The sequence below is a fragment of the Sessilibacter sp. MAH3 genome, from assembly GCF_054658275.1.
Map to the genome: position 1 here is coordinate 1 of NZ_BAAGIE010000037.1, position 16,220 is coordinate 16,220.

Sequence of the window (16,220 nt, forward strand, 5' to 3'; positions counted from 1 at the left end):
AATTGTGAAGAAATTGGAAATCGCATTTTCAATTTCTGTCCTCTGATTAAATCATGGATGAGTTAATCAGAGGTTCCGATAGTTTGAGAAACCTCTGATTGATCTTTCGCGATTTAAATCAGAGGTTATTCGGCGCTTTTAGAGTTGTTTTCTAAAAGATATTAATGCAGCGGTTATTGCGACGTTGAGTGATTCGATATTGTTGTTCATGGGAATTTTTGTTGCGTAATCGCTCAAGGCACTGGTTTCGGACGATATTCCTTTGGTCTCATTGCCAAGTACGAATACTTTATTTCCTTCAAGCGTATTTAATGTTGAAAACTCTAAGGATGCGTTTAAATCCAAAGTAATTATGCTCACCGATGCCGTTTTTTTAAAACGTTTTAAAAAACTGTGTAAGTCTTTACAGCGAATAATCTTTGCTTTAAAAACCGCTCCAGCGCTGGCTTTTATGACTAGCGGATCTATTTGAGCGCAGCCTTTTTCTGGCAAAATAATTCCGTCAATAAATCCTGCCGCTGCCGATCGAATAATCATGCCTAGGTTTTGCGGATTGGTGATGCCGTCTAGGGCAATAAACTCCAACGCACGATTCTTTTTCAAATGCTCTTCAAAAAAAGTATCTTCCGAGACATATTGGTCACATTTAATATCAACGCAAACGCCCTGATCTTGTTTGGCGTTTTTTGAAATTCTCGATAACTCATTTTTACTGTGATAAACAATTTCGGCGCCTTTTTTTAACGCTAACTCTTTGAGTTGCGTAATTGCTTCGGAATCTTTATTGGAGTCGGCCAAATGCAGTTTTAAAGGTTTTGCGCTTGGGTCTTGTAATGCTTCGAGTACGGGTTTGCGACCGTATATGGTTAATACCGACTGAAAAAAGGCTTTTTTCTTTAAATATTCCGGTGTATCGGTTTTCTGTGAGCTTTTATTGGTCATGTTTTAATAGGTTTTTAAATTCTGTAAATAGGTCGGGGCGTTGCTGTTCGTGTTTGGCAACGTCGAGTGTACTTCGGCTTAAACTTGAATAAAGTGATTTAATATTCGGTAACTGCGTTTCAAGCGCCGCCAATTGACGGGCTACAGTTTCTAGATCGCCGCGTGCAATTGGGCCGGTGAGCGCCTGATTTGCAGACGTTCTAAAGATGTTGGTGAGCGTGCCTTGCATAAGTGGTTGAATCATTTCTTTAGCAATGTTTTCATCGATATTGGCCTCGGCTAAACATTGCAGTGCTGAATCGACAAGTGCTGGCAAGAAATTGCAGGCAATGACAAAGCTTGCGTGATAGAGCGTTTTTTTATCGGCATCAATTAATTGCCATTTCATCTCTAAAGCTTCAAAAAGCGATTTAAGAGTGTTTAACGCCGAAACTGCTCCTTCGGCACAACAGTAGCTTCCGGGCAGTTGAGTTAAGCTGTTTTGGGGTTCTGCAAAGCTATGAATCGGGTGAACACTTGCTGTCTTTGCGCCTAACACGTCCAAAGGCTTAAGTGCTTTGGCGCTTAGTGCGCCGCTGCAATGAAATACGGTGGTGCCATGCCACGGGTAGGGCAGTTCGGCTAATTCTTCGGCAATTTGACTGATGTGCGCATCGGGTGTTGCGATCAACACATAGTTACAAGGTTCTAGGTGATACATCGAATCTTCGGCCTTTCCAGCCCCTATAAATTGAATGGCGGTAAGGCTCGATTCTAAGCTTTGGTTAATGACTTGATTGATAGTGGCGCAGTCTCGATCAAACCATAATTTTCCAAGGGTTTGACCGAGTTTTCCTGCGCCAATAATTGATAGTGTTGGTTTCAACAAATCACCCATGCTTTAAAAAATTAAGACTGTTTAGGTAGTAAGTTAAAACGCTTGCGCTGTTAGCGACACAACTCTAAATAACGTTCTATGGTTGACTTCATACCGTATTGGAGTGAATCGACGGTAAACGCGTGACCAATCGATACTTCAAGAAGACCTGGTAAGGTTTTGTACAGCTTCATGTTGTCTAGATTTAAATCGTGACCAGCATTAACGCCGAGGCCGATCTCAGTTGCGTATTGAGCGGCTTCGCAGTGTTTTTTGAAAATATCGTCGGCATCATTAAGCGAATACGCGTGAGCAAAGGGGCCAGTGTAGAGCTCGATGCGATCGGCACCCAATTCTTTGGCTAAACGTATTTGTTCTTTATCGGGGTCCATAAACAGGCTAACGCGAATGTTCCAGCTTTTTAGCTTATTTACGATGGATTCCAACGGTTGGCCGGAGACGTTTAAATCAAAGCCGTGATCGGAGGTAAGTTGACTGCCTTGATCAGGAACCAGTGTCGCTTGTTCTGGTTTGCATTCGCGAATAATTTCTATAAAACCCGGATAAGTGTCATGTTTTGCTTCAAAGGGATTGCCTTCAATATTAAATTCTTGCGGTTTATCGGCTAACAGGGTTTTTAGCTCTAGGCAGTCGCTCGGACGAATATGTCGCTGATCAGGTCTTGGATGCACGGTGATACCATCGACGCCGTTTTCGAGGCAGAGTTTGGCGTGCTCGATGACCGATGGATAGTTGCCTTCGCGAGAGTTTCTCAGTAAGGCGATCTTATTTAAATTAATGCTCAGTGCAAAAGCCATGATTTACTCTCTGTTGGCTGCCCAATAGATGTGTCTACTGAGCTTTTGTCTTTTGTTCTTCGGCAGCTTTTTTAGCCGATATTGCTTCAAGATCATCAGGAGAAATTCGATAGGATTTTAGAATACGCACGGGGGTATTGGGTGCATTTGGGTATTTTCGAATCAAACCCTGCGGTTCATCCACAATTGCAAATACCGCGTTTCGACCCTCTACCACTCGACCAAACACGGTGTAGCCGGGTTGAGTTGCAGAAGCATCGAGATGTGGATTGGCGCGAAGATTAATAAAAAACTGCGAGGTTGCGCTGTTAGGGTCGGAGAAGCGCGCCATGGCAACCGTGCCGGGTAGGTTTCTTAAACCGTTATTGGATTCATTAACTACCGGGTCGAGAGTTTCTTTTTCTAAATAATCAAAGGTTAAACCGCCACCTTGAACCATAAAATCTTTGATGACGCGATGAAAAATAGTGCCATTGTAAAAACCGCTATCAACGTACTGTAAAAAGTTTTCTACCGTTTTGGGTGCGTATTCTGGAAATAACTGTAGGGCAATTTCACCTGCGTCTGTTTCCAGCATAACCAGTACTTCAGAGTCTTGAACTGAGCCGCCACCGGTGCTGGCAGAAGTTGACTCTTCTTGAGCAAATACACTCTGGCCAAACGCCATAAACGCCGAAAATAAAACAGAGGTAAGGTATTTAGACGCAACCTGTTTGTAGTTGGAGCCGTACATTGAAAATCTTCCTTAATAAATTAGCCTGATGTCAGTTCTTGTTATGATTAGTATTCTTTCCAGCCGGAACGGTTTTTAGGTCTTTTTACGACCGGCACTAAGACAGAGATGATAACACCAAGCAATACCGCTGCGGCACCGTACATAAACCATGTTTGTTTATCATCGCTTTTTAGGCGCGCATTCTCGGCCTTTAAAATGTCAATTTGTGTTTGTAGCATTTGATGTTGGTTGAGAAGATCTTGATGACGTTTGTTCAGCTCTAGGGCGTTTGCTGACACTCGTTTGATTTCTTCTAACTCGCTGAGAGTTGAGCGATTGCTGTCATGGGAGGCATTAAGTGCCGTATTTAACTGATCTTGAGCTTGGCTGACATCTTTCAGTGATTTTTCCAGGCGGGCATTTTCAGACTTCTGACGATTTAGCTCTTGTTCCAGTTTATCGAGTTGCAGTTTGGCGGTCTTTTCGCGAGAAAGGTATTGAGTGCGAACATAACCTTCTTGGTTGTTGGGTGTTCGAATCTTTGTCCAACCGTCGCCATTATCAGTTTCTAATACCTCAAGGGCAGTGCCAGATTTTAGTCGGGATTCAATGATGCGGTATTCGTTGCCCTTACCACTGCGCATCGGAATATAGAGGACATCGGTGATGTAAACGGTTTCGGCGGAAACAGAGTGGCAAAATGCTGTTGTAATTAAGAGAGATAAAATACACGAATAAATAGTTTTGTTTACGAACATACGGTTTTAAATAGGTTGTTAAGCAAAATACCAGCGCGGTTATTTTTGGGCTGCATGCTAGTTTTAGAAAACCGGTCAAATTCAGAATTTGAGTTTGACCGGCAAGTAAGCTTAAGGCAGCACCTTTTTAAAAGGTTTTACCGATACTGATTCGTAAACACCTGCTTTTAAGTAAGGGTCTTCACTCGCCCAGAGTTTGGCTTCTTCCAGAGAAGAAAACTCAGCAATAATTACACTACCGGTGAAACCGGCGGTGCCTGGGTCTTCACTGTCGATCGCAGGGTTGGGACCAGCAATTAAAAGTCGACCTAAATCTTTTAAGCTATTCAAACGCGCTAAATGATCAGGCCGTGCCTGTAAGCGTTTATCAAGAGTGTTAGGTTTGTCTTCACAAATAATTGTATACCACATATTCAAATTAAGCTTAGTTGGATTGAGCGAAAAGGTCTTCTAAGGTAAGACCGGTAAGGCGAGTTACGTTTCTAAATAAATAATACATGGCAACTATAAGAATTACTGTTGCCGGTAGCACAATGACGGGATAACTTAAAATTTGCATTTTACCCAGTTGTGAATTGTATTCTTCAGTGCCGGGTGGGCTGATGACAATCCATTTGGCCAGCAGATAATTCAATACCGAAGAGACAACAAAAGAAAGTGCTACGAGGAAGGTTGCATTTTTGAGGGTTTTATCGAATTCAGCTTCGTTCTTACGTTCTGCTAGGGCGTTTTTAATTTTATCGACTTGTACAACGGTTTCGTTAAAGAAAATAGTCCTGATAAAAGGATAGGGCGTAAACGCTGAAACCAGAGCAATGATTGCCAAAATCCCCGGAATTGACGCTTCTTTTATAGCAATGTATTTAGGGTCGAGCTCCAGTAGACTTATACCGCCGGTGAGCAAAATACTGACGATACCGATGGCCGAAAACAGGTTAAATTTACTGCGAGTTACATAATCCCAAATTCCGTAAACAATTGGGAAAGCTAAGGCTAAAACTAAACCCAAAGTTGGGCCTAGATATTGTTCTTTACTGAGTTTTATTAGAATAAACGTCGGTAAAATGATATTGAATGCTAGGTTGACTAGCATATTTTCTTTTTTGGGCTGGGGTGAGGCGTCACTCATTCAGGTAATCCGGTCATTACAATCATTATTAGGTGTTTTATTAACACGCTTAAATTTATAGCGTTGTATTAACAGTGCTACGTATCCAACACTTTTACATGGAGTCGTGCAACTGTTGTCACAACTTTATACTGGAACATCTCTGCGAGTTGTTCTCTTGGTTATCCTACTTTGTGGCATTAAATATCCACATGGGCAGCTGAGTAACCGCTCGAAGAACGATCAATTACCGGTATTTTAAAGGTTTTTATTGGCGCAATCAGCAAGGAATTATCTTTTAGCCCATATATGCGCTGGTCGCTTGTTCAAATTTATAGGATTGCAAAATCATTTCGTTACTTTTTGCGCAGAAATTTTCTGTTAAGAACGACTCGCTGTGCAATAAGTTCATACTTTTAAACAGTATCGTCTAGGTAATTTTTGTTTATCCACACTTAGAAAGACTGATTGTGCGTGTCGATCATCATTCTCAGTTATCCATATTTAGCAGTTTATGATGTAATACACATTGGTATACCAGTCTTGGGGTTAGGTTTGAATTGTCGTTTCGATCTGCATTGTCATACAACGTATTCTGACGGCGTGTTATCGCCAGAGGATGTAGTGCAACGTGCCTTTGACAATAAGGTTACTGGTCTTGCAATTACCGATCACGACAATTGTTTGGCTTTTTCAGCCGCGCAGGTAACAGCCGATCTTTTAGGGGTGTCATTAATTGCCGGTATTGAGTTTTCCTGCCAGTGGCGTGGGCGAGGCATTCATATCGTTGGTTTAAATATCGATCCTCAATCACTGGTTATTAAAGAGGCAGAGCAATACATGTCTCTGCAGCGAGAAAAACGTGCCGTTGAAATCTCTGAAAAGCTTAGCAAACTTGGGATTAACGGCTCTTTAGAAGCCGCTCGAAAATACGCACCCAGCGAACAGTTGGGCCGCCCGCATTTTGCTCAGTTTTTGGTTGAGGCAGGGCATGCAAAAAATATAGCTCAGGCATTCAAGCGTTATCTTGGCTCGGGTAAACCCGGCGATGTTAAGCAAGTTTGGCCTGAGGTTGCGGTTGTTGTTGATTGGATTACTCAGGCTGGTGGTGTTGCGGTCATTGCTCATCCTTTGAAATATAAGATGACACGCACCAAGTTGCGTGAATTGTGCGATGAATTTAAGTGTCACGGTGGTGGAGCAATTGAAATCGTCAGTGGCGGTCATCAAAGTAATATTGAAACGCGTGACATGGCTGATTTAGCCAATCGCTTTGAGCTTTTAGGCTCCTCCGGCAGTGATTTCCACGCTCCTGGTGCGCCCTGGCAAGAACTCGGGGTGGCGTCACACATTCCGCTGGGCTGTGAGCCCGTGTGGAATGCTTGGCGCTGAGTTACTGCAAATTCTGCTTTAGGTTGTGTTTTTTCACCGATGTTAACCGCAATTAGCCCCAAATTTAGTGAGTAGCTTATTAATCTGGACGATTAAAGCAGCTTAAAAATTAGTTCGATACCGTATTTTAGGAGGGAGTCGATGGCTCAATTTTTTCAGATCCATCCAGAAAACCCACAAGCACGTCTGATTAGTCAGGCGGTAGATATTATTCGTAAAGGTGGTCTCGTCGTTTATCCAACCGATTCAGCCTACGCATTGGGTTGCCATATTGGTGACAAGATGGCTTTGGATCGTATTCGTGCAATTCGCCAACTGGGCAAAGATCATAACTTCACCTTAATGTGTCGCGATCTTTCCGAACTTGCTACCTATTCGCGGGTAAATAATCAGGTGTTTCGTGCGATTAAAGCTCATACGCCGGGACCTTATACCTTTATTCTTTCGGCCACTTCTGAGGTGCCGCGCCGTTTATTGCACCCAAAGCGCAAAACCATTGGTATGCGTGTGCCGGACAATCCAATCGCGTTGGCGTTAATGAATGAACTTGGCGAGCCGTTGATGAGCAGTACGCTCATTATGCCCAACGATGAGTTGCCGTTAACCGATCCATACGATATTCGTGAGCTCTTAGAACATCAATTGGAGTTGGTGATTGACGGTGGTTTCTGTGGTTTGGAGCCTACAACGGTAATCGACTTTACCGAAGATGATCCCAAGTTAGTGCGACAAGGTTTAGGGGATATCTCGGGTTTTGATCTTTAAGCCACAATTTTGAGTGGATTTCGGTGGGACAATCATTCAATGTTTGATGACATCTGCGAACTCGCTATAATGCACGGCCGAATTTCTTAGAAATCCTCAAGGTACAGCTTGCAACTTTCCAACGTAAAAGGCCTATTGTGACTGAAGATCCAGATTTGTTTGGTCACCCAGCTTCGCAGTCCGAGAAACCAGAATCAGAACCCACCAACGAAGACGATTCTGGTCAGGACGCGCTAGAGGTTAATAGCGTTGCAGAGGCTGTAGCCACAGTTGAAGCACATCCTGCTCAAGGTGAGATGCCTTTCGCTATCGTTGCCGGTAAAGCACTGACCGAAGTTCCCAAAGATCTCTACATTCCGCCGGATGCGTTAGAAATCATCCTTGAAATTTTTGAGGGGCCGCTCGATTTATTGCTGTATCTCATACGTAAGCAAAATATCGATATACTCGAAATCAACGTAGCTGAGATCACTCGTCAGTACATCGATTATGTACAAATGATGAGCGCATTGCAGTTTGAGCTGGCCGCGGAATACTTGGTGATGGCAGCAATGCTTGCCGAGATTAAATCGAGGATGCTGTTGCCGCGACCTCCCGTTGACGAGGAAGAAGAGGAAGATCCTCGGGCGCAGCTTATTCGTCGTTTGCAAGAATACGAACGCTTTAAACAAGCGGCTGAGGATATCGACGCTTTGCCACGCATTGGTCGTGACGTGCATACCGCTAAGGCATCTGGGCCCAGCAAAAATTTGACACGTCCTGAGCCCGATGTCGAAATGAAAGAGCTTTTATTGGCTTTGTCTGAAGTTCTGCGTCGTGCCGATATGTTTACCAGCCATCAGGTTGAGAAAGAAAAGCTATCAACCCGAGAACGCATGGCTCAGGTTTTGGACAGACTTTCGCACAACCAATTTATGCCGTTTGTGAGTTTATTTAACGTTCGCGAAGGTCGGTTGGGTGTTGTGGTGACTTTTTTGGCGGTAATGGAGCTAATTAAAGAATCCTTAGTTGAAATCATTCAAAATGAGCCGTTTGGGCCCATACATGTTAAGTCGCGAGCGCAATAACGTTGGAAGAATTGCAACTTAAAAAAATTATTGAAGGCGCTTTACTCGCCGCCGGACAACCGCTAGACGAAAAGCGCTTGTTGTCATTATTTGAAAGTGCCGAAGCCGAAGATGTTGATTCGGCAGACGTCACAATAGAAGACATTAAAAAAGTCATCGACCTGATTACGCTAGAATGTGAAGGTCGTGGCTTTGAACTTAAGCAGGTTGGTAGCGGCTGGCGATTTCAGGTCCGCGAAGAAACGGCTCCGTGGGTGAATCGCTTGTGGGAAGAAAAGCCGCAAAAATACTCTCGTGCTTTGCTAGAAACCCTAGCGCTGATCGCTTACCGACAACCCATTACTCGTGGTGATATCGAAGAGATTCGCGGTGTTGCTGTGAGCTCTCACATTATTAAAACATTGACCGAACGCGAGTGGGTTAAGGTTGTTGGGCACAGAGATGTTCCCGGAAGACCGTCGTTGTACGCGACAACCCGAGCATTTTTGGACTACTTTAATTTAAGTAGCTTAGAAGAATTACCGAGTCTGGGTGAATTGGCCGATATCGATCAATTAAATCCCGAATTGGATTTAAATGCAGAGTTGCAAAACATTGACAATGATGACGCTGATCAATCCGACGACTCGACTTCTGATGCGAACGCAGTACCTGAAGTAGATGTTGATGGTGAGCAGAAAGATTCAGATGCAGAACTTGAATCCGATTCCGATGTTCAAGCACCATCGCAAGATCTAGATTCAGAGATAAACGACGTTGCAGCTGCTGAAATTGAATTTGCAGGTGATTTCGCCGACGATTCGCTAGAAGAGCGCGAGTCTGATTATTCGGATGAAGTCATCGACGATACCACCGCTGTTGCTGAAGAAGATCTTGAGCAGCTTGATGATTCCGATACTTCCATCGGAGCCGAAAACCTCCGTGAGGAGGACGAAAACTCTGAGGATGTCGAGGTTGAATCCGATGATTCTCAGCTAGATGAGTTACCGGATGAATCTGAGTCTGTTTTAGACGAATACTTTGCAGAACCAAACACAGACTTTGCGGAGCCAGGCCCAGACCTTGCCGAACCAGACCCAGAAGATAAGTGTTTCGATGACGAACCAACCGATTTAGAGTCTGACGAAAATAATTTGAGCGGTTACGCAGTCAACCGTGCATCATCGTCACTATTTGGCGACGATTCAGATACCGTGGTAGAGGTAGATCAAGATTCAGCCGATACCGTTATTTCAACCGAACAAGATAACGATGAGCTTGTAGCAGAATCCGCAGAAGATGCCGATGATGCGCAGCTTGAAGACTCAGAAACCAATAGCGCCGGAGACACTGTTACTCAAGACAGTGATGAATCCTCTGGTGAATTGGAATCAGCGCCGGAAAAACCCCCGGTTAAATCTTTATTTGATGCTTCTTAATTTTAAGGACTACTGATCATCCCAATGGCAGAAGGCGAAAAAATACAAAAAGTCTTAGCGCGAGCAGGCTTAGGTTCCCGTCGTGAGATGGAACGTGCAATCGTAGATGGTTTGGTCACGGTAAATGGCCGTCCAGCACAATTGGGTGATCGTGTCAGTGATAGTGACAAGCTCCAATTTCGTGGCAAGCTTGTTTCCTCCAATAACGAAAAATCTCCGCTGCGGGTACTTTTGTACAACAAACCCGAAGGCGAAATTTGCTCCAAGTCAGACCCCGAAGGCAGACGAACTGTTTATGATCGCTTGCCGCGTCTATCACAAGGTCGTTGGATTTCGGTTGGGCGCTTGGACTTTAATACCAGCGGACTGCTGTTGTTTACTAATGATGGCGAATTGGCCAATAAACTGATGCATCCTTCATCGGTGATAGATCGTGAATACCTTGTTCGCATACAAGGTGATGTCGATGATGACATGAAGGCACGCTTACTTTCAGGTGTGCTGCTGGACGACGGTGTCGCTAAGTTTACCGATGTTGTCGATGGTGCCGGCGAAGGCCGAAATCGCTGGTTTTACTGTGTGGTCATGGAAGGCCGCAACCGTGAAGTAAGACGACTTTGGGAATCTCAAGGTGTGAAAGTCAGCCGTCTAAAGCGTGTGCGTTACGGTAATATTTTTATTCCGTCACACGTTCGTGTTGGTCAGTGGATCGAGCTTTTACCGAAAGAAGTTGCAGACTTATGTTTGACCGCTGGCATTGAGCCGCCACGCTATAAGCCGTTGGCAACAAAAGAAAAAGAAGCTTATTTGCGCCACAGTCGTAAATTACGCTCAAAAGGCCAACGTCATTAATTGCTTTGATTGAGTTGTTCCGTAAACACTCAATCTTTGGGTAAGCTCTCTCGCAGCTTGAATTTTTACCTTCAAGCCAGCGAGGGCATCTCCGTCTACTGTGATCAAATCAATTAGCAAACACGGTTACGACCGGCTCTTTTCGCCGAATACAAATGCTCATCGGCCTGAATAAATAGCTGATCACTGGATTCAACATTTTTAAGGCTGCCAATGCCAATGCTGACGGTGACCGAAACGGGTTTGTTGTCGGCATTAATGATCAGTCCTTCCACTTCTTTGCGAATTCGTTCTGCAATCACAAGGGCGCCTTGATGGTCGGTTTTCGGGAGAATTGCGGTAAATTCTTCGCCGCCGTAGCGAAAAATCATATCCGTCTCGCGCATTGCCGCCTTGATTGTTTGTGCAACGTCTCTCAGTACGATATCCCCACAAAGATGACCGTAGTGATCGTTTACAGATTTGAAATGATCGATGTCCAAAATCAATAACGACAGATCGTTATTGTAACGATGTGCAAGCTTCAACTCTCTTTCAAACGCTCGACTAAATGCAAAGCGATTATTCACACCGGTCAATGCATCCAAGCGAGCGTTGCGAATGGCTTGCTGATACAAAAGCGCATTTCGCAACGGAAAGTAGAGGTGAGTAAGAGTCTCTTCGATAATCTGTAATTCGAACTCAGAAAACTCTTTTGAGTTGGTTACACGAATCTCACCCAGATTGATATCGTCTACATTAAGCTGGTAAAAGCATTGGTGAACGAGATTGGGTCCTTCGAATTCAAGATTAAATTCAAATTCATCGTAGCGATAAGAGAGTCGGCAATCTGGAATGTAATTTCGGAGATACTCTAATAAATGCGGTAAAATGGCTTCGACTTCGAGGCTCGACTGCAACTTTTGAACAAGCTCCAACACTTTTCCTGTTCTGGCCTGTTCGGATTTGCGTACCAAAGCCGTTATGTTGCGTTTTTTGTAGCCTGTAGATGTATTTGTCGAAGATAGCATATATCTTTCCTTGTTCTCTCTGTGACCCTTTATTGCCGCATTTACTGTTATGTTTTTGGCAAATGGTAAAGAATCGTGTCGTTTCAGAGCCTAAAAGCGAGATTTATGCCACAAACATCTATTTTATAAAGTTCTTTAAAAACATAGGCTTACAGCGATCAAAAGCTGTGTGCTGGAATATTCGACAAAGTTTTGACAACTCACTCCAAATTTTTTCGGCTATTTTAGGTAGTTACACGGTCTTCTCGATCAGAGCGGTCGATTTTTGCCGACTGTGAATTTGTGAGTGTATTTATCATAGTTATTGCGATTCGATTCGCTGGGTTTTGTGCGTGTTTGTTCTTATTTCACCCGGAATAACATTGATGTGGTTCGGGTTTATTGCCTCAGCTGTCATTGTTCTTGCTGCGCTTATATTTGCACCTTGGCGGTCTTTCTTCTCCGTCAGTCATCGAGTGCTGCTTTGGCTTGCGTACTCTGCGATCATGGGATTTGTATGGCTGTTGAAAGTTGAACTGAGTGCAGTGATAGCCGTGCATCTTTCTATGATGTCTGCGGCGGTATTTTTATTTGGCCTGCCATTAGCGATTATTGCCGGTGTTTTTGGATTGGTTGCCGTGCAGCTGGTTATGGCCATCGATCTCCATAACTTGGGTTTAAATTTTTTATTGTCCGTTGCTTACCCAGTGTTTGGAGCCACTATTGCACTGCAGGTTGTGGCCAGAATTCCTTTTAACAATTTATTTGTTTTTATACTTGGCGGCGGATTTTTTGGCGCTGTCTTCACAGTAATTTTTACGGTGATTAATGCTTACGCCATATTTTGGATATTTAATGCGTGGAGCTTAGAAGTTATTTTAGAGGATCACTTTTGGCTTTACGGAATGTCGCTGTTCCCAGAAGGATTTATTAATGGCGCAACAATTTCGACGATTACCGTGTTGTGGCCGGATTTGGTAAAGTCTTACGATGACAAACGTTACCTAGGCGACTGAGGTCTGCCTAAGTAACGTTTAGTCGTTTAGGCGTGGCCAACAACAAAAGTGGGTGATTCTTGCGGAATATCTTCAGGTTCTTCGATTTGAGTCATTGGCAAAATAACCTGAACCGATAATCCACCGTCAGAGGCGTTAGCAGCGATAATTTGGCCGCGATGTAAACGCACGGTACGTTCGGCAATTGCTAGTCCAAGACCATAGCCACCTTTATCACGTGAACGAGCGCTGTCGGAGCGATAAAACGGTTGGAAAATCTTCTCTAGGTCGCCATCGGGAACACCTGGGCCTTGATCGGTGATGGTAACCGCGGCGCACTTGCCATTGTGAACACACTCCAATTTCACAAATACTTTTGAGCCTTCATAGGTGTATCGCACAGCGTTACGCAAAATATTCTCAAAAACACTGGTCAAAATATTCGAGCGAGTTTGAACTAAAATTTCTTCGCAACAATATTTTTGGACGATTTGTACAGACTTGTTATTGGCATCTGTTTGGCAATTGCTCACCAAGTCGGTTAACAATCCACCTAAGTCAATGGTATCGCTCATTTCAAAAGTGTCGCGCTCGGTTACTGGCATCGACAAAATTTGGGTAATGATTTCTTCTAAAGACTCCGTCGCATTTTTGATATTGGTAAGTTCTTTATCAACAGTGCCTTTACTGCGTTGGAAGGCTAACTCTAGGGCAACTTGCAAACGCGCGAGCGGTGATCGAAGTTCATGCGATACGTCTTTAATCAAACGTTTTTGTTGCAACATGGCAATTTCTAAACGTTCAACCATGTGGTCAAAATCACGTGCAAGATCACTGAATTCGTTGTTGCGGCTTCTAAATTGAGGCGAAATGCGTGTTGATAAATTACCGCTGGCAATGCTGCGCGTGGCTTTTTTCAACTTACTTACATCGCTTGAAAGCTTGCGAGCAAATAAATAACAAGCGATTGCACTTAAAAGCAGGCCTGAAATAAACCACGGTACCGCGTTTAGGAAATACACCTTAAAGAAAACGCTGGATTCATCCTGAATATGAGTAATGGCTTTTAATTGTGTACCGTCGGTCAGGGTGACCATGCGACCAACGTTTAAACCCATTTGCGCGGTACGCATATCTTCACCCAGCATACTCACCATCGGCACAAGTGACTGGGGAATAGGGCGCGCTAAAAGATCTTCGTTATTTTCATCAATTAAGAAAATATGCTGTGTGACACGATCTGGACTCATGCGCATAGCAATGCACAAAGACTCCATGTCGTGAGCTGCCACGGTAGAAAGAAGGTCATCGGACAATTTCATTGCCGGAGAAACCGTTTTCTTTTCAGACGAGAAAATAGATAAGGGCGTACGATTGTGTGTACTGTCGTAGACAAGGCCTGAAAACAAGATCAGGCCACACAACGCCCAAAAATAAAGAAATATTTTTAGGTAGAGTTTTGTCATTCTGCTGGCTCAGTAACGGTAAACATATAACCTGCACCACGAACATTGATGATCTGGTCTTTATCGACGCCAATAGACGAAAGCTTTTTCCGTATATTGCTGACATGGACATCAATGCTGCGATCGTATGGCGTTAGTTTACGACTGAGCGCGCGTTCAGTAAGTAGCTCTTTGCTGAGAATGCTGCCAGCCTTTGACATCAACTGGTCGAGAATAGAAAACTCTGCACCGGTGATGTTTAAGGCTTTACCTTGATATGAGCAGCTGCGATTGCCTCGATTGAGGACAATACCGTTCACCTGAATAAAATCTGGGTTTTGATTACCATCTTGCTTTTTGTCTAAACGACGCAAGACCGCATTTATGCGAGCAACCAACTCACGTGGATTGCACGGTTTAGGTAGATAATCGTCGGCACCCATGTCTAAACCAACAATGCGATCAATAGAGTCGCCTTTGGCCGTTAACATTAAAATAGGAACTGAGGAGAAATCGCGTACTTTGTTAAGAACTTCAAAGCCGCTGTGAATGGGTAACATCACATCCAAAACAATAGCATCAAACTTGTGCTGCTTGGCTAAAGCCAGTCCAGCGGCGCCATCGTTAGCGGTTGTGACTTTAAATCCCTCTTCAGTGAGGTACTCTTCTAAAAGATTACAAAGATCCGTGTCGTCATCGACAAGTAGTATTGAGTTCATGGTGCGTATCACTTCGTCAAGTTTACTAATTCCTTTTGTCACCTATTTTGCCCTAGATGCTGAGTTATTTACAGCGCCAGGTAACATTTGATGAACATATTTTAACACTGGCTCACAAAATCGTATGAAAACAGTGATTTTTAATATAAAAAAATTATATTTCAGCTATTGAATATATCAAAAAAGTATCTGAGATGTCAGTTTTATCAGTACCTTTTTTAAAAGACAATTGTGATCAAAAATTCAAGTTAATTTTCGTTTTATTAATACTAAGTTTAGCGGCTGTGGCTGAATACTCTAAAAGTTTCGTATAATTCTTCCTCCGTTTTTGATTTATTTCATTTCTGTAGACTTTAACGGACGAAAACTGTTTTTACCCAGAGAGGACTTGATGGCAAAAATTGGCCTTTTTTTTGGCAGTGACGAGGGTAACACCGAAAACGTTGCTTACCGTATTCAGCAGTGCCTGGGCATCGATAATGTAGATGTGCACGACATCGCCGATGTTACTCAGTTAGATTTCGCAGAATATCCATTTCTAATCTTAGGTATTTCCACCTGGGACTTTGGTCAGATTCAATCCGATTGGGAAGAATTTTGGTCTGATCTCGAAGCCATTGATTTTTCGGGTAAAACTGTTGCTTTATTTGGTTTGGGCGATCAATTTGGTTATGGCGACTACTTTTTAGACGCCATGGGTATGCTACACGACGTGATCGTTGAGCATGGCGCTGATATTGTGGGTTCATGGCCAACTGAGGGTTATGAATTTGATGCTTCTAAAGCTGAGATCAGTGGTCAAAACTTATTTGTTGGCTTAGCCATTGACGAAGATCAGCAGGAAGAACTAACCAACGATCGTATTAACCGTTGGTGTGCAATTATTGCCGAACACTTTCAATTAAAAGGTCCTTTACATCTTTTGAGTTGATACTAATCTAGATGATGGCTAAATCAATTACCTATAAGAACCTCTGATTAACTCAGCCATGATTTAATCAGAGGTCAGAAATTGACAATACGATTTTCAATTTCTTCACAATTTCAATCACTTATCATTTTTGAAATTGGCGGCACATCTCCGTGTCACTGGAAATTCTAGGTTTGCCAGAGTTTGCTATATAAGGCTTCGCAATTTCAATAACCGATCATGATTGAAATTGATGGCATGCGTGTATGCTATTGAAAATCTCTGAGTGAACCGGAGCCTTCTACCAAGGTTTTCATTAAGGTTCTCTACAGATATTTTTTAACGTACGGATTTCTTTTGCTATTTCACCTCAATACCAGCGTTGAAATAGATCTTTTCTCTTAGATGAAAAACAACTGTTTTCGGGATTATTTTCCCCGATGGTTGGAGCTCCTGAACGTTTCAGAAACC

At 43.3% G+C, this 16,220-nt stretch carries 17 protein-coding genes; 7 read left to right on the forward strand and 10 right to left on the reverse strand.

Annotated elements, in window-relative coordinates; translation table 11 throughout:
* Positions 1–138: 138 nt before the first annotated feature.
* The 7 genes from ACYQ2C_RS16795 to ACYQ2C_RS16825 form a co-directional block, all read right to left on the reverse strand.
* Positions 139–942, reverse strand: coding sequence for a TrmH family RNA methyltransferase (locus tag ACYQ2C_RS16795; RefSeq protein WP_460104326.1), 804 nt, complete (start codon positions 940–942; stop codon positions 139–141).
* A complete protein-coding gene (locus ACYQ2C_RS16800) occupies positions 932–1,807 on the reverse strand; it encodes a Rossmann-like and DUF2520 domain-containing protein (RefSeq protein ID WP_460104324.1) in 876 nt (291 codons plus the stop codon). Before ACYQ2C_RS16800 ends, ACYQ2C_RS16795 begins: the two co-directional genes overlap by 11 nt.
* Before the next feature lie 62 nt (positions 1,808–1,869).
* Positions 1,870–2,619, reverse strand: a complete 750-nt coding sequence (locus tag ACYQ2C_RS16805) for a pyridoxine 5'-phosphate synthase (RefSeq protein ID WP_460104328.1) — start codon at positions 2,617–2,619, stop codon at positions 1,870–1,872.
* Positions 2,620–2,650: 31 nt separating this feature from the next.
* Positions 2,651–3,349 (reverse strand): peptidylprolyl isomerase, encoded by a 699-nt coding sequence (locus ACYQ2C_RS16810; protein ID WP_460104322.1) that lies wholly within the window; start codon positions 3,347–3,349, stop codon positions 2,651–2,653.
* 47 nt (positions 3,350–3,396) lie between these two features.
* Positions 3,397–4,089 carry a TIGR04211 family SH3 domain-containing protein gene (locus ACYQ2C_RS16815; protein ID WP_460052000.1) on the reverse strand — a complete coding sequence of 231 codons (693 nt, stop codon included), beginning with the start codon at positions 4,087–4,089 and terminating at the stop codon, positions 3,397–3,399.
* A 111-nt stretch (positions 4,090–4,200) separates the two neighbouring features.
* Complete coding sequence (locus ACYQ2C_RS16820) at positions 4,201–4,500, reverse strand: YciI family protein (protein ID WP_460104320.1); 300 nt, start codon at positions 4,498–4,500, stop codon at positions 4,201–4,203.
* Positions 4,501–4,513: 13 nt separating this feature from the next.
* The gene (locus ACYQ2C_RS16825; RefSeq protein ID WP_460104318.1) at positions 4,514–5,218 is read right to left on the reverse strand and encodes a VC0807 family protein; all 705 of its coding nucleotides are present in this window, start codon (positions 5,216–5,218) and stop codon (positions 4,514–4,516) included.
* A 453-nt stretch (positions 5,219–5,671) separates the two neighbouring features.
* Between ACYQ2C_RS16825 and ACYQ2C_RS16830 the strand changes: the two genes are divergently transcribed.
* The 5 genes from ACYQ2C_RS16830 (at position 5,672) to rluB (ending at position 10,691) form a co-directional block, all read left to right on the forward strand.
* Positions 5,672–6,589 (forward strand): PHP domain-containing protein, encoded by a 918-nt coding sequence (locus tag ACYQ2C_RS16830; RefSeq protein WP_460115723.1) that lies wholly within the window; start codon positions 5,672–5,674, stop codon positions 6,587–6,589.
* Positions 6,590–6,730: 141 nt separating this feature from the next.
* The gene (locus ACYQ2C_RS16835) at positions 6,731–7,354 is read left to right on the forward strand and encodes an L-threonylcarbamoyladenylate synthase (protein WP_460052007.1); all 624 of its coding nucleotides are present in this window, start codon (positions 6,731–6,733) and stop codon (positions 7,352–7,354) included.
* Positions 7,355–7,491: 137 nt separating this feature from the next.
* Positions 7,492–8,421 carry a segregation and condensation protein A gene (locus tag ACYQ2C_RS16840; protein ID WP_460104314.1) on the forward strand — a complete coding sequence of 310 codons (930 nt, stop codon included), beginning with the start codon at positions 7,492–7,494 and terminating at the stop codon, positions 8,419–8,421.
* Positions 8,422–8,423: 2 nt separating this feature from the next.
* On the forward strand, positions 8,424–9,839 hold the full coding sequence (gene scpB, locus ACYQ2C_RS16845) for an SMC-Scp complex subunit ScpB (protein ID WP_460104312.1): 1,416 nt from the start codon (positions 8,424–8,426) through the stop codon (positions 9,837–9,839).
* Between the two features lie 24 nt (positions 9,840–9,863).
* Positions 9,864–10,691, forward strand: coding sequence for a 23S rRNA pseudouridine(2605) synthase RluB (rluB, locus tag ACYQ2C_RS16850; protein WP_460052010.1), 828 nt, complete (start codon positions 9,864–9,866; stop codon positions 10,689–10,691).
* 113 nt (positions 10,692–10,804) lie between these two features.
* Here the strand turns inward: rluB and ACYQ2C_RS16855 are convergent, their stop codons facing one another.
* Entirely contained in the window at positions 10,805–11,701 is an 897-nt protein-coding gene (locus ACYQ2C_RS16855) for a GGDEF domain-containing protein (RefSeq protein ID WP_460104310.1), read from the reverse strand.
* 365 nt (positions 11,702–12,066) lie between these two features.
* Between ACYQ2C_RS16855 and ACYQ2C_RS16860 the strand changes: the two genes are divergently transcribed.
* Positions 12,067–12,696, forward strand: a complete 630-nt coding sequence (locus ACYQ2C_RS16860; RefSeq protein WP_460104308.1) for a hypothetical protein — start codon at positions 12,067–12,069, stop codon at positions 12,694–12,696.
* A 26-nt stretch (positions 12,697–12,722) separates the two neighbouring features.
* On the opposite strand, the gene ACYQ2C_RS16865 is transcribed toward ACYQ2C_RS16860, so the two are convergent.
* Both ACYQ2C_RS16865 and ACYQ2C_RS16870 read right to left on the reverse strand, forming a co-directional pair.
* On the reverse strand, positions 12,723–14,141 hold the full coding sequence (locus ACYQ2C_RS16865; protein WP_460104307.1) for a sensor histidine kinase: 1,419 nt from the start codon (positions 14,139–14,141) through the stop codon (positions 12,723–12,725).
* Positions 14,138–14,881, reverse strand: a complete 744-nt coding sequence (locus ACYQ2C_RS16870) for a response regulator transcription factor (protein ID WP_460052016.1) — start codon at positions 14,879–14,881, stop codon at positions 14,138–14,140. Before ACYQ2C_RS16870 ends, ACYQ2C_RS16865 begins: the two co-directional genes overlap by 4 nt.
* A 349-nt stretch (positions 14,882–15,230) precedes the next feature.
* Here ACYQ2C_RS16870 and ACYQ2C_RS16875 point away from each other — a divergent pair, with 349 nt between their 5' ends.
* Positions 15,231–15,770, forward strand: a complete 540-nt coding sequence (locus tag ACYQ2C_RS16875; protein ID WP_460104304.1) for a flavodoxin — start codon at positions 15,231–15,233, stop codon at positions 15,768–15,770.
* Positions 15,771–16,220: the final 450 nt, after the last annotated feature.

Bases quoted from the DNA above. Each gene is read 5' to 3' on its own strand.
- ACYQ2C_RS16795 (WP_460104326.1), bottom strand. From the start codon at position 942: ATGACCAATAAAAGCTCACAGAAAACCGATACACCGGAATATTTAAAG.
- ACYQ2C_RS16810 (WP_460104322.1), bottom strand. From the start codon at position 3,349: ATGTACGGCTCCAACTACAAACAGGTTGCGTCTAAATACCTTACCTCT.
- ACYQ2C_RS16815 (WP_460052000.1), bottom strand. From the start codon at position 4,089: ATGTTCGTAAACAAAACTATTTATTCGTGTATTTTATCTCTCTTAATT.
- ACYQ2C_RS16820 (WP_460104320.1), bottom strand. From the start codon at position 4,500: ATGTGGTATACAATTATTTGTGAAGACAAACCTAACACTCTTGATAAA.
- ACYQ2C_RS16825 (WP_460104318.1), bottom strand. From the start codon at position 5,218: ATGAGTGACGCCTCACCCCAGCCCAAAAAAGAAAATATGCTAGTCAAC.
- ACYQ2C_RS16835 (WP_460052007.1), top strand. From the start codon at position 6,731: ATGGCTCAATTTTTTCAGATCCATCCAGAAAACCCACAAGCACGTCTG.
- rluB (WP_460052010.1), top strand. From the start codon at position 9,864: ATGGCAGAAGGCGAAAAAATACAAAAAGTCTTAGCGCGAGCAGGCTTA.
- ACYQ2C_RS16855 (WP_460104310.1), bottom strand. From the start codon at position 11,701: ATGCTATCTTCGACAAATACATCTACAGGCTACAAAAAACGCAACATA.
- ACYQ2C_RS16860 (WP_460104308.1), top strand. From the start codon at position 12,067: ATGTGGTTCGGGTTTATTGCCTCAGCTGTCATTGTTCTTGCTGCGCTT.
- ACYQ2C_RS16865 (WP_460104307.1), bottom strand. From the start codon at position 14,141: ATGACAAAACTCTACCTAAAAATATTTCTTTATTTTTGGGCGTTGTGT.
- ACYQ2C_RS16875 (WP_460104304.1), top strand. From the start codon at position 15,231: ATGGCAAAAATTGGCCTTTTTTTTGGCAGTGACGAGGGTAACACCGAA.